At 31.7% G+C, this 13,705-nt stretch carries 10 protein-coding genes; 4 read left to right on the top strand and 6 right to left on the bottom strand.

The window, feature by feature from the left end:
- Position 1: 1 nt before the first annotated feature.
- The 3 genes from lrgA to AC1Q7N_RS04155 form a co-directional block, all read right to left on the bottom strand.
- Positions 2-451 (bottom strand): antiholin-like murein hydrolase modulator LrgA, encoded by a 450-nt coding sequence (gene lrgA / locus AC1Q7N_RS04165; RefSeq protein ID WP_002469559.1) that lies wholly within the window; start codon positions 449-451, stop codon positions 2-4.
- Positions 452-594: 143 nt separating this feature from the next.
- Positions 595-1,353 carry a response regulator transcription factor LytR gene (locus AC1Q7N_RS04160; protein ID WP_002438253.1) on the bottom strand — a complete coding sequence of 253 codons (759 nt, stop codon included), beginning with the start codon at positions 1,351-1,353 and terminating at the stop codon, positions 595-597.
- Positions 1,334-3,109 (bottom strand): sensor histidine kinase, encoded by a 1,776-nt coding sequence (locus AC1Q7N_RS04155; protein WP_001831559.1) that lies wholly within the window; start codon positions 3,107-3,109, stop codon positions 1,334-1,336. Before AC1Q7N_RS04155 ends, AC1Q7N_RS04160 begins: the two co-directional genes overlap by 20 nt.
- A gap of 424 nt (positions 3,110-3,533) precedes the next feature.
- On the opposite strand from AC1Q7N_RS04155, the gene AC1Q7N_RS04150 reads away from it, so the two are divergent.
- Both AC1Q7N_RS04150 and AC1Q7N_RS04145 read left to right on the top strand, forming a co-directional pair.
- On the top strand, positions 3,534-4,934 hold the full coding sequence (locus AC1Q7N_RS04150; RefSeq protein ID WP_145376306.1) for an MFS transporter: 1,401 nt from the start codon (positions 3,534-3,536) through the stop codon (positions 4,932-4,934).
- A gap of 423 nt (positions 4,935-5,357) precedes the next feature.
- On the top strand, positions 5,358-6,290 hold the full coding sequence (locus AC1Q7N_RS04145) for a 2-dehydropantoate 2-reductase (protein ID WP_001831565.1): 933 nt from the start codon (positions 5,358-5,360) through the stop codon (positions 6,288-6,290).
- Positions 6,291-6,412: 122 nt separating this feature from the next.
- On the opposite strand, the gene yidC is transcribed toward AC1Q7N_RS04145, so the two are convergent.
- A complete protein-coding gene (gene yidC, locus AC1Q7N_RS04140; protein ID WP_001832893.1) occupies positions 6,413-7,249 on the bottom strand; it encodes a membrane protein insertase YidC in 837 nt (278 codons plus the stop codon).
- 160 nt (positions 7,250-7,409) lie between these two features.
- Positions 7,410-8,927 (bottom strand): serine hydrolase FLP, encoded by a 1,518-nt coding sequence (locus AC1Q7N_RS04135; RefSeq protein WP_002494501.1) that lies wholly within the window; start codon positions 8,925-8,927, stop codon positions 7,410-7,412.
- Positions 8,928-9,213: 286 nt separating this feature from the next.
- Between AC1Q7N_RS04135 and AC1Q7N_RS04130 the strand changes: the two genes are divergently transcribed.
- Complete coding sequence (locus tag AC1Q7N_RS04130) at positions 9,214-11,043, top strand: APC family permease (protein ID WP_002447173.1); 1,830 nt, start codon at positions 9,214-9,216, stop codon at positions 11,041-11,043.
- Positions 11,044-11,190: 147 nt separating this feature from the next.
- Here AC1Q7N_RS04130 and AC1Q7N_RS04125 read toward each other — a convergent pair whose 3' ends face one another.
- The gene (locus tag AC1Q7N_RS04125) at positions 11,191-12,567 is read right to left on the bottom strand and encodes an amino acid permease (protein ID WP_002468224.1); all 1,377 of its coding nucleotides are present in this window, start codon (positions 12,565-12,567) and stop codon (positions 11,191-11,193) included.
- 317 nt (positions 12,568-12,884) lie between these two features.
- On the opposite strand from AC1Q7N_RS04125, the gene AC1Q7N_RS04120 reads away from it, so the two are divergent.
- Positions 12,885-13,694, top strand: coding sequence for a metallophosphoesterase (locus AC1Q7N_RS04120; protein ID WP_002494500.1), 810 nt, complete (start codon positions 12,885-12,887; stop codon positions 13,692-13,694).
- Positions 13,695-13,705 lie beyond the last annotated feature (11 nt).

The following is a 13,705-nucleotide window of genomic DNA, read 5'->3' as shown; positions in this document are numbered from 1 at the left end:
CTTACCCTCCTACGTGACTTGTTTCTTCATTTTTCTCTTTAGAAGGGAAAAGTGATTTCGTCACTAATAATTGTGACGCAAAGCCAGTACAAATTAATAATAAAAGTGTTGAAATAATAATAAGTAAAATAATTAAAATAGGGCTTTGCTTAAGGATTGGTAAAGAGTTAATGACTGAAATACCAGCTGGTACGAATAGGAATCCAATATTATTGGTTAATGCAGTTCCCACAGTCTCAACTTGACCTAATTTCACAATGCCTGTACACAATGCGATAAATAATAGTACAAGTCCAATTACTGAAGCTGGCATTGGAATAGGCATAAATGATTCAATAATTTTTGATATAAGTAAAATCACTGCAATCGTTAATGCTTGTTGAAAAATACTGTATTTCATTGACTTCTTGTTATCAACCGTTTTGTTTTTAACGAGATGCGTTTGTTCCAAAATAACCATTCCCCTCTGTTTTCTTCATGGTTACATTATAGAATGAAAGCGGTTACTATAGATGTTTTCATAGCTCACTTACAAATATTTTAGGTTGAGGTGCACCATTTTAAAGGTGAAACTCATAAAGCATGATTTAAATTTTATTGAAGACCGAGTTGTTGTTTAAAAGTCTTCATATAAGAACGACTAACTTGATATTTAAATTCATGTGTTAACGTCAGCTGATACGTATAATTAAACCAATGCTCTATTGTTTGGATATGTTCTTTATTAACGATAGTAGCGCGATGTATTTTAATAAATAGAGAGGAAGGTAGTTTTTTCTCGTAATGATTAAGTGTTTCGGTCGTTTCATAACTTTGTTTTGTTGTATCTATCGTTGTAATCCCATTATTAACAGATAATGCGATAATGTCTGTGAAATTTAAGATGTGAATACGTTCATCCACTTCAATTGGAAGTACATGTGTTTGAGCGCGCTCATCATCACTATAATCAATATATTTAGGTGTGATAGTTTTATCTTTGTTTTTTGGTTTATCTTTAGCCATGTCAACTTTATTTACAGCTTGATTAATACGTTCTTTTTCAAAAGGTTTTAATATATAATCGGTTGCATTTAATTCAAAGGCTTTGACTGCAAATTTCTCGTGAGCGGTTGCAAAGATAATATGTGGTGATCGCTTCATTTTATTAATTTTTTGAGCTAAATCAATACCACTTTCATCCATTAAATTTATATCTAAGAATATTAAGTCAAATGTGTTGTAGAGTAACTTCTCCAATGTTTCTTCTATGTTTTCTGCTTCTTCAATTTCATCTATAGCATCATTAAGATTTAAAAGATATTGTAATTCATTTCTTGCAAGTGGTTCATCATCAACGATTAACGCTTTCATTAAAGTGTTCCTCCTTAGAAGATTTATATGGAATTAAACAACTTACAGTCGTGCCTGATTGAGAAGATTGAATGTTCAGTGCCGATGTTGTTCCAAATAGTCCAGTAAGTCTTTTATTAAGATTGACTAAGGCATTACCAGTACCAGTGGTAGACGTTACTGTCGTATATCCAATAGTATCTAATTGATCAGCTGGTATGCCTTGACCATTATCTTGAACAGATATACTTAAGTAGTCTTGCTTCATGCTAACATCCACATCAATATGATTATTCTTTTTACGATTTTTAAATGCATGTTTAATAGAATTTTCCACTAATATTTGAATTATAAAAGGTGGGATGAGCGCATCTTGACACTGATCATCAATTCGATAGTGTATGTTAAATCTATTTGGATAGCGCGCTTGCTCTAAGGATAAATATGCTGCTACTTGTTGTAATTCCTTTTGTAAAGTAATCGTATTATTACGTGCACCATTAAGATTAGAGCGGAAGAACTGACTGAGTTGAATCAGTAAACGTCGTGCTTTTTCGCTATCAATTCTTACTAGTGCTGATATAGTGTTAATAGCATTAAAAAAGAAATGTGGATTGACTTGTGCTTGTAATGATTTAATTTCAGCGTCTTTCAACAATTGTCCCTGCATTTCAGCTTGACCTAGTTCTAGTTGTGAAGAAAATATATTGGCGAGACCTTTTGCGAGCTGTTGGTCTGAAGTTGAAATAATATTGTTATCTGTGAAATAAAATTTTAAAGTCCCTGCGACTTCATTATGTATATAAAGAGGGACGACAATGGCTCCTTCAAGAGGGCAATTAGGATGGTGACATCCAATTCCTTCTCTCGTATGAGCGACTTTTAATTTTCCAGATTGAATCACTTCTTTAGATAAATCAGTAATTATCTCTTTACGTGCTACGTGATGGTCACTGCCTGCACCAATATGTGTTAAAATATCTTTTTTATTTGTAATAGCGACCGCCGACACTTGCATTAATTTTAAAATAATTTCAGCAGCTTGTTGGGCTGATTTTTCATTAAGTCCAGATCGAAAGTAAGGTAGTGTTTCGTTAGCGAGTTGTAATACATCATGCGTCTGGACTGCACGCATTTGTTCTTCTTGCTTGATGGTCGACAAAATGATGGTTAAAAATATGGCTGTACCTAAACTATTAATGATAATCATCGGTAGTGCTATAAAACTGACTAATGTAATTGCGTGATGTAGGTTATTTGTAAATAATAATATACAGCCCATTTGAATAATTTCAGTTATTGCACCGATAATAGCACCTTTTTTAATGGACGGATATGTATTTTGTTTTATTGTTTGATGACCAAAGTAACCAGATATGATAGCGATAACTATGGATGAAATAAGATAGGTATATGCGTCAGCCCCGCCAATATATAAACGACATAATCCTGAAATAATGCCTACAATTATAGCTACCCACGGTCCACCTATTAGACCAGAAACACCGATTGTTAATACACGGGTATTGGCCATTGAGGCGTCTTTGCTTAAGTGGTAATAAATATCACCAGATACGATATGGCCATTTTCTATTTCAATTCCTGTAAAATTTGAAATCATAGAGAATATACCAAAAATAATGATTAGTTGGAATTTTGAACGCCATTTGTCACGTTCGCTCATCATTGTTTTAAAATGATTAATATTCATGAGTATATATGCGAGTAAAATAATTAATCCCACGCGTTCAAGTAATAAAATAAATAAATTAAGCATAACGTCAATCCTCATTTAATTTTTAATATCATAAAAAGAAATATATTTTTTTATTAAAAATAAAAGCACTTACATTGGCTTGTTTCATATATTTATAGTTTATATTAAAACACGATTAAATCAATTATAGTATGGAAAATTGAAACTAGATAGTGTAGAATATGTTTCTATATTTACAAATTTTCTAAAAATTACAAGAAATTAAAAAAGAAACATATCTAGGATGAATGAATATTAAAATGATAAACGATTTAGTCATATTTTTATTTCAGTTAAAAAATTGTTCTAAATATGATAAAGTTTCTTAATGTAAAAATGATATTAGAAGAAAGCAAATAAAAGATTTGTAAAATAAGAAATAGATATCGTAATTAAATAAGTCTTATTAGAGATTTCTAATTAATTGTGAAGGAGTAAGTGATAGATGAATACATCACAAAAGTTTAGGGGAGATAATCGCTTATTATTAGGGATTATTTTAGGGGTTATTACATTTTGGTTATTTGCACAATCACTTGTAAATCTAGTCGTGCCATTACAATCATCATACAATAGTGATATTGGTACTATTAATATAGCAGTTAGCTTATCGGCACTATTTTCTGGTCTGTTTATTGTAGGTGCAGGAGATATTGCAGATAAAATTGGTAGAGTAAAAGTGACATACATAGGCTTAGCACTTAATATTGTTGGGTCGGTTTTAATCATTATTACGCCATTACCAAGTCTATTGATTATTGGACGTGCTATTCAAGGATTGTCAGCGGCATGTATAATGCCAGCGACACTCGCAATCATTAATGAATATTATATCGGGACAGCACGACAACGTGCATTAAGCTACTGGTCCATCGGTTCATGGGGAGGTAGTGGTGTTTGTACTTTGTTTGGTGGTTTAATGGCAACTAACCTTGGATGGCGCTCAATCTTTATTGTTTCAATTATTCTGACAATATTATCCATGTTTCTCATTAAACATACACCCGAAACAAAAGCAGAGCCTATAGGAGATAAACCGACAGAGACAAAGAAATTTGATGTTGTTGGTTTAATCATCTTAGTGGTTAGTATGTTAAGTATTAATGTGATAATAACTCAAACCTCTCAATTTGGTTTGTTCTCACCATTTATTTTGGGACTTATTGCAATTTTTGTTATATCGTTAATTATATTCGTGATTTACGAAAATAAAATCAAACAACCACTTGTCGATTTTGATATCTTTAAAAACAAAGGTTATACAGGTGCAACGATTTCAAACTTTATGTTGAATGGTGTAGCTGGTGGTACATTGATTGTAGTAAATACTTTTTATCAGCAAAAATTAGATTTTAACTCTCAGGAAACAGGATATATTTCACTTACATACCTAATTGCAGTATTAATTATGATACGTGTGGGTGAAATGATATTACAATCGTTAGGACCTAAAAGACCTTTGTTACTCGGAAGTGCCTTGACCGTCATAGGATTAATATTATTATCTTTGACGTTTTTACCTAATGCTTGGTATATAGCGTCAAGTGTCATTGGTTATTTATTATTTGGTACCGGTTTAGGTGTTTATGCAACACCATCCACGGATACAGCTGTTGCACAAGCACCAGATGATAAAGTAGGCGTCGCATCCGGTGTATATAAGATGGCATCATCCTTAGGAAATGCATTTGGTGTGGCCATCTCAAGTACAGTTTACAGCGTACTTGCAGCCCAACTTAATCTGACTTTAGGTGGTTTTACTGGAGTAATGTTTAATGCGCTTATAGCATTATTAGCATTCCTTTCTATTTTGTTCTTAATACCGAAAAAACAGTCTAATGTATAAGAGTATAGTCAACAACTTTTAATTTCATCTTTAATGTTGAAATGGAAAATATAAATTTATGTCTGGGACATCATCGGTGTCTCAGACATTTTGATATATTGATATAGAGAACTAAGCAAAAATGTAAGTATGAAGAAGTCTATAAATTTTAATTCTTGTTAAAGAGAAAAGAGATAATCAAGTCAATATGAAGTTAGTTCTACTCATATTTTAAAAACGCAACTGAAATAGAATAATAAATTAACAAAGAAACGATTCACTGTGCAAATTGGTAATAAAATGTCGAATGAGCAATGTACGTTTGAGAGATAATACTTATTCTTAATTAACAGAAAATTCTTACAAATTAACCGTATTATATTGACTGGTATGTAGTAAAGTAGTATTTTAAAAACAATATAGAATTGTAAGGAGATGGAATATATGAAAATAGCAATTGCAGGTTCTGGCGCATTAGGTAGTGGATTTGGTGCTAAGTTGTTTCAACATGGTTATGACGTCACTTTAATTGATAATTGGGAACCTCAAGTTACTACAATACAACAGGACGGTCTACATATCGATATTAATGGTGAAGCGCATCATTTCAGGCTACCTATGTATAGACTAACGGAAATTCCTAAAGCAACGTCCTATGATATTGTTTTTCTATTTCCTAAATCTATGCAATTAGAAGAGGTGCTTAGTCATATTCAACCCCATCTTCATGATAATACAATTGTTGTGTGCACTATGAATGGTTTGAAACATGAACGTCTTATACAACAATATGTTTCTATAGATAGAATTGTACGTGGAGTAACAACGTGGACTGCCGGTATTGATCAACCTGGTCACACGCACTTAATGGGGCAAGGTCCTGTTGAAATTGGGTGTCTCGTGCCCGAGGGAAAAGAAAGCGTAGATATCATTGTTAATCTGCTACAAAATGCAGAATTAAAAGGTGTAAAAAGTGAACATTTACATCAATCAATTTGGAAGAAAATATGTGTTAATGGAACAGCTAATTCATTATGTACTATACTTGAATGTAATTTGGCAGCACTGAATAATAGTGATGACGCTAAAAATTTGATATATAAAATTACACAAGAAATTGTTCATGTTGCAACAGTTGATGATGTTCATCTTAATGTTGATGAGATTTTTGATTACTTAATTGCTTTAAATGATAAAGTAGGCCCACACTATCCTTCTATGTACCAAGACTTAATTAAAGATAATCGAACAACTGAAATAGATTATATTAATGGAGCAGTTAGTAAATTAGGGAAAGAGAATCATATTGCTACACCTGTAAATGATTTTGTAACAAATCTTGTACATGCTAAAGAAAATCAACGTGGTGCACAATGATAAAATAATATGAATCGTTTGAGTTATAAGCTCTTTTTAAATTATTAACATGGCATATTTAATAGTGGAGAACGAAAAGCACGCTATAAACAATTTTGCAAGATTGTTTATAGCGTGCTTTTTTATGACTCTTCGGTTAATAACTCACTATTGTCTTTATTTTGCTCTAATTTTTGTTTGAGTTTTTTAGCTTCATGTAGTGCCACTTTCTTATAATGAGAGTGAGCAAAATGCATTTGCACTATTAGAAAAGCAGCGCTTATACTCCAATATAAGCCCAAAGCTGCAGCAGAATGTAGAGACGCATATGTTATGAATATCGGTGAAAATACCATCATAAAGTAATATGTTTTTCTTTGATCTTTTGGATAATGGATTGAGTTTACAAGTGGCTGAACAAAATACATGATTGCTGCGATTATTGTCATAATCAAATCAGGTTGCGTTAAATCAAACCATAAGAAATGTGGGTATTCAGTAATTCCGTGACTCGAAGGGTACTTCAAACTCATATAAAGCCCCATTAATATAGGCATTTGTATAAGAACAGGAAGACACCCTAACATATTTTTTAATGGATTAATTCCATACGATTGATACTTTTTCATAAGCAATTGATTGGCTGCATTACGTTCTTCTTGTGATGTTGCGTGTTTCATTTTATCTCTTATAGCATCCAATTCTGGTTGGACGACTTTTGTTTTTTCGCGCATCATATGCATATTCTTAACTTGTATTAACATGAAAGGTAATAGGATGAAACGAACTATGAGTACAATAGAAATAATAGCAAAGCCATAGTTATCCTGAAAGACTCTGCCAAGAAAATGAAGAAATCCATCCATAGATTTTACAAAAACGTTATAAAATATACCAGTTTGGTTCTCTTCTTTAGAATAATCGCATCCAGCTAGTAAAATGATAAAACCTAATAAAGTGATGAAAAGTCGTTTATGCATAGTGATACTTCCTTTTTGTTAATAATTCTATTAATTTTATGATAAATGATGTTCAAGTTCATCAAAATAGTATAATATTGCATGATTCAAAAATAACAAAGTCATTCTTAGGTGTGTATCGCATGTCTTAAATGTGGCTTTTTAATGCTTAGGTGTTATTTTAATGTTTTTTCCTTTCATCAGAACGGTAAGTTATACTTATTAAAGATAACCAAACCAGTAACATGGTTATGGCTAGATAGACACTTACAACTAAATATTTCGAATGTAAAGGTAACCATGATAAAACAAACCCCCAAGTTGCATCTCCTAATATTATCAAGGGAAGTAGATAAAAAAGAATATTCATTGCTACAAATCCCAACAAAATGATGCTGAACATGATTGAAGTTCGTAAACATTTACGGATGAAGATGTGGCCTTCACGTAATTTTAAGGTTTTACTAAAAACTAAGATACTAAATATGACCATGAATATATCGGCCAATGTGGAAATGATAAGTTGCATATTTTTCGTTTGGTTCACTTTTTCTTCTATAGTTGTGTAATGACGATTATTCATAATTTGAGTATTTAAATGTTCCGCTAAACGAGTCACTTGATTTGAATTTGTATTGGCTAATACGACAATGCCATAAGATTTACGAATATTTAATAAAATTTGTGAAGAGAAATTATCTAAAACGCCGGTATGAAATACGAGATGGTCATCAGTATTTATAAACCATCCCGAACCGTAGCTATCTGCGTTAGGCTCACTATTTAATGAGTTAGATAATACCTGATGTGATTGACGAATTAACTTGGCTTGTGATTTTGAAGTAGGGTGGATCTGTAGTTGGACCCATTTTGCTAAATCACTTGTACTTGACATCATATATGCCGCAGGAGTATCCCCAATGTTAAACTCTGGTTGTGCAACTTTATTTTCATTATCTTCCCATATATAACCTAATGCTTCGTTATTAGATTTGGTATTATTTACTTTAAAAGTGGTATGTTTCATCTTTAAAGGGGCTAAAACATGCTTTTGGATGTATGATGTATAGGATTGATGGGTAACATTTTGAATAATAATACCTAAAATATCATAATTCATATTCGAATATTCAAAAGTTTCTCCAGGTACATGGTTCAGACGTTTTCCTTTTGCAAAATTAACGATATTTTCAATACTATCGTACTGTTTAGAGTAACGATTTTCTTCAGTGATATCTCCAGGTATACCACTAGTTTGAGCTAATAGCTGTTCAATAGTAATATCTCTTTCTTTGTCTTCATACTTCATTTTAAATCCGGGTATAAATGTACTTACTTTGTCATTTAAATTTATTTTTCCTTCTTGAGCTAGTTGTAGAATTGCATAACCTGTAAAAGCTTTAGTATTGGATGCAATTTCAAATTGAGTATGTGGATTTACCTTTGCTTTTTTTTCAATATTGGCATAACCATACCCTTTATTTAAAAAGATTTTATTGTCTTTGATGATCAATATTGCTAGTCCGGGGATATCTCCTTTCTTCATTGCTGTCTCAACCATTTTATCAATATGTTTTTGAGAAGCATGTGTCAATATCGTCTCATTCTTACTATGTGCGATTTCTCGTGTTGTTATTGAAATTATCGATAAAATAGTCATCAAAAAAATGACAACAATGACAAACAGTTTTATCTTCATTGAGCATCCTCTACTTTAAACTTAAAAATTTATTGCCTACGTTATGGCAACAATGAGTGAATTTATTATAACAGTTTTGGTGTATAAAGTTACAGATAACGAATAGATATTGGGTTAACTATATCTTAATCAAGTAGTCTTTTTTTGAGAGAAACAATAAATTCTAAAGTGTAATATAACGCTAATAGAGTAAATGTAATGATTAAAGATCTGTGAAGTAGCTATACAATTTTGATTTATGGGAGTATAGTTTTATCCATCAAAATGAGTTAAAGAGGTAGGAGTCATGTTCATTCAATTTAAAAGACTTTTGATTGGTAGACCTAAAAGAAACAGAGACTTAAAAAACGAGAAAATTTCAAAATTTAAAGGATTAGCTATCCTATCATCCGATGCATTGTCATCAGTTGCATATGGTCCTGAGCAGATATTAATTACATTATCGGTGATAGGAGCTGTGGCATCTTGGTATACGCTGCCTATTGCCGGAGCAGTTTTAATATTATTAACAGCTCTAATTTTATCTTATAGACAAATTATTTATGCTTATCCAAAAGGTGGGGGAGCGTATATTGTTTCTAAAACAAATCTTGGTGAGAAATGGGGATTGCTAGCTGGAGGGTCTTTATTAGTCGACTATATATTAACGGTGGCAGTGAGTATTTCTTCAGGAGCAGATGCTTTTGTTGCTGCATTTCCCCACTTATATCATTTTAAAGTGCTTATTGCATGTTTATTAGTACTCTTTATTTTAATGATGAATTTAAGAGGTTTGACTGAATCAGCAACTGTATTATCATATCCAGTCTACTTATTTATTATAGGTTTAATTGTTTTGATAGTCGTTGGGACATTTCGCGTAGCTACTGGACAAATCGCACCACATATTCATTCCACTGTAGGGAGTACTGTGCCCGGTGTTACGTTATTTTTACTTTTGAAAGCATTTTCATCTGGAGCATCATCACTTACAGGTGTAGAGGCAATATCCAATGCAGTAACAAATTTTAAAAATCCAGCACCTAAGAATGCAGTCAAAACTTTAGTCACTATGGGTACAATTTTAGCAGTGTTATTAGTAGGTATTGTTGTACTCTCATATATATATGGAATTATGCCTCAAACTGAAACGACCGTGCTTTCACAACTTGCGTCCCAAATATTTGGTGAAAATGTAGCGTTTTATTTTATACAAGCTACTACAGTTATGATTTTGGTATTGGCTGCTAATACTGGTTTTACAGCATTTCCTATGCTAGCTGCATCAATGTCTAAAGACAAATATATGCCACGTATGTTTACTGTTCGTGGTGATCGTCTCGGTTATTCAAACTCGATTATTATATTAGGTGTATTAGCCATCATTTTAATTATCCTATTTGAAGGAATGACAGAGAACCTCATTCCATTATATGCAGTAGGTGTTTTTATTCCATTTACACTTGCTCAGTTTGGTATGGTTTTAAAATGGCTTCGAGAACGACCTGAACGATGGGGAATAAAGCTTACTATCAATTTAATTGGTGGTACGATTACGTTTATCGTATTCATGATTTTACTCATTACCAAACTTAATCAAGTATGGCCAATTCTTTTATTTTTACCTTTTGTTGTATTTATTTTTATTAGAATTCATGTACATTATGAGAATATAGCATGTGAATTACGATCTGAAATTGATATACACGATATTCCTGTTGTAGATCGTAATTTAGCTATTGTACCTATTCAAAGTATTACAACTGTAGTTGATAAATCTATTTATTATGCCAAATTATTAGCTAATGATGATGTTATTGCAGTGCATGTGACATTTGGTGATGAAGATGAGCAGGCTTTTATGACTAAATGGAAAAAACATTTTCCTGATGTAAGACTTGTGATTTTACATTCAGAGTACAGAAGTATTATTCGTCCGATTTCACGATTTATAGATAAAATTCGTAAAAAAGCGAATGATAAAAATTATTTAATTACAGTAGTCGTTCCAGAATTTATCCCTAAAAAGGCTTGGCAGCACTTGTTACACAATCAAACGAGTTTACGTTTAAAATTGCATTTAATTTATCAAAAAAACGTTACTCTGTGTACTATTCCATTCAAATTAATGAAATAACAAAAGGACCAAATACACTTGATTAAAGTGAGATTTTGGTCCTTATTATAATGAGTATATTCGCTTTGAGATAATATATATTTTATAAATATTGATTATTAATATTTTAGAGTTATAGCTTATAATTAAGTTTAATCACAATTTACTTTAATGTCGCTGTCTATCGGCTAAAGATTCAGCATTATTCTTGTATTTCTTATAATAAAAGAACAAGAAGATAAACCATAACGGTGAAATAAAAATAGCTACTCTAGTATCTTTGCTAAAGAATAGCAAAATAAAGATAAATATGAAAAAAGATAACACAATATAGGCAATAATTTTTCCGCCCCATAATTTAAATGCACTTGATTGATGTTGTTCAGGATTCTTCTTTACGTATGCGATGTAAGAAACGATAATCATTCCCCATACTACAAGGAATAGGACGGTAGATAGTGTCGTTACATAAATAAATAATTTAATAGCATCTGGGAAAACAAAATTTAATAAAGCTGCGATTAACAATGTTATTGAAGATACTAACATTGAGAGATAAGGTACACCATTAGAATTAGTTTTTGTCAATACTTTAGGACCTAAACCTTGTTTCGCTAAACCAAATAAAATTCTACTATTAGAATATATTCCGCTATTTGTTGCAGATGCTGCTGCTGTTAAAACAACAAAATTAACTATGCCAGCAGCAAAGGGAACACCAATTAGTGTGAATAATTTAACAAACGGACTACTATCAGGATCAACTTTAAACCATGGAATGACAGACATGATTACAAGTAAACCACCTATATAAAATAATAAAATTCGTATAGGAACGTTATTTATTGCTTTAGGAATTGTTTTTTCTGGATTTTTTGTTTCGCCAGCTGTGACTCCTATAAGTTCTATACCGATAAATGAATATACAGCAATTTGGAAGGACATTAAAAATCCAGCTGCACCATGTGGAAACATCCCGCCATGATGTATCAAATTACCAAAAGAAGCATGTCCATATTCTGTTTTAAATGATAAAAAAATCAGAACTAAACCTACAATAACCATCGTAATAATTGTAACGACTTTAATTATAGAAAACCAAAATTCAAGTTCTCCAAATAATCTGGCGCCAAGCAAATTAAATGATATAAGTAGGAGTACAATAAATAGTACTGTCAACCAGTGTGGGACTTGTGGATACCAATAAGCAAAATATTGTCCCATCGCAGTGAGGTCCGACATGCTAGAGACAATCCAACAAACCCAATAGGTCCACCCAATTACAAATCCACCAAATGGACCAAGGTATTCATTTGCAATATCTACGAATGAATTAAATTTAGAGTTACTTAATAATAATTCACCAAGAGCTCTCATAAAAGCAAATAACACTATACCTATCAACATGTAAGTAAAGAGTAATGAAGGTCCGGTTAGAGAAATTGTTTGTCCTGAACCTAAAAATAAACCAGTTCCTATAGCGCCACCTATAGCAATTAATTGAATATGCCTATTATTCAACTCTCTTTGTAGTTGTTTTGCCATCAACTTCCTCCTTAGGGATACGAATATGAAAGCGTTTACTTAAAATTTATCTTATCCAACATATTTTAAAAAAGCAAGAATTTTCAGAAATATAAGTGGATATATGTATTAATATGGTATCTTACATTAATAGTTATAACCTTGTAATAAAAAATTATGAAATACGATAAATGTAAACTTTATATTAAAAATTATGCTTAATTATAGACATTATTTTACAAATAGCAAGTATAATGATAAATAATCACATGAATTAACTTTCATTTATCTCTGTGTAATAATGTAAGTTATTATAAAGAGAAATGAGGATTGAGAAGATGAAAATAGGTACTATTTCTGACCTACACATTGACCGTCATCCACACTTAAATCCTGAAATATATTTAGAAAAGCTTTGTCAGGTGATTAAACAAAGGTCTATTGAGTTACTTATCATAGCAGGGGATATATCTAATGACTATAGGATAAGTTACGATTTTATTCAAAGCATTCAAGAATTAAGCGGGATACCTACTTATTTTGTTCCGGGAAACCATGATTTATGGTCTGACCAAGCAGATAAAACTTCAACAGAAATACTATCATTCTTTCGCTCAAAAGAGGAATGCTTGATCGGCAATCCAATCATTATTAATGATCAATATGCAATTGTAGGCCATGTCGGTTGGTATGATTATAGCTATGCAGATCATCGTTTTTCTCAGCAAAAAATAGCAAGTGGTAAACATTATGGTGCAACTTGGCAAGATAAAGTAAGAACAGATTGGTCATTATCAGACCCGCAACTATCCCTTTTAGCTGCTCAAGAGGTGGAAAAAGACATTAACAATGTAAGCCCACGTCAAATTATTTTAGTTACGCACGTTGTAACACATCCTCAATTCGTAGTACCAACGTCTCATCGTATTTTTGACTTTTTTAATGCATTTATTGGTACTCATGATTTTGATACTATTTATAGAAATTACCCTATTCGATTTAGTATAATGGGGCATGTTCATTTTAGAAAAAAACTTGTTGAAAATAACATATTATATATATGTCCGTGCTTAGGATATCAAAGACAATGGATGACAGATGATATAGCATATGAAATAAATCATGCTTTAGTCGATTTTGATATTTAGTATCAACTTAT

The sequence above is a fragment of the Staphylococcus sp. GW823-FHT05F06 genome (assembly GCF_058795495.1).
This window is presented reverse-complemented; position numbering and strand designations above follow the sequence as displayed.

What these genes read in the sequence shown, in the direction of transcription:
- AC1Q7N_RS04155 (WP_001831559.1), bottom strand. Translation starts at nt 3,109, where the DNA reads ATGCTTAATTTATTTATTTTATTACTTGAACGCGTGGGATTAATTATT.
- AC1Q7N_RS04125 (WP_002468224.1), bottom strand. Translation starts at nt 12,567, where the DNA reads ATGGCAAAACAACTACAAAGAGAGTTGAATAATAGGCATATTCAATTA.
- AC1Q7N_RS04130 (WP_002447173.1), top strand. Translation starts at nt 9,214, where the DNA reads ATGTTCATTCAATTTAAAAGACTTTTGATTGGTAGACCTAAAAGAAAC.
- AC1Q7N_RS04150 (WP_145376306.1), top strand. Translation starts at nt 3,534, where the DNA reads ATGAATACATCACAAAAGTTTAGGGGAGATAATCGCTTATTATTAGGG.
- AC1Q7N_RS04135 (WP_002494501.1), bottom strand. Translation starts at nt 8,927, where the DNA reads ATGAAGATAAAACTGTTTGTCATTGTTGTCATTTTTTTGATGACTATT.
- AC1Q7N_RS04120 (WP_002494500.1), top strand. Translation starts at nt 12,885, where the DNA reads ATGAAAATAGGTACTATTTCTGACCTACACATTGACCGTCATCCACAC.
- AC1Q7N_RS04160 (WP_002438253.1), bottom strand. Translation starts at nt 1,353, where the DNA reads ATGAAAGCGTTAATCGTTGATGATGAACCACTTGCAAGAAATGAATTA.
- AC1Q7N_RS04145 (WP_001831565.1), top strand. Translation starts at nt 5,358, where the DNA reads ATGAAAATAGCAATTGCAGGTTCTGGCGCATTAGGTAGTGGATTTGGT.
- yidC (WP_001832893.1), bottom strand. Translation starts at nt 7,249, where the DNA reads ATGCATAAACGACTTTTCATCACTTTATTAGGTTTTATCATTTTACTA.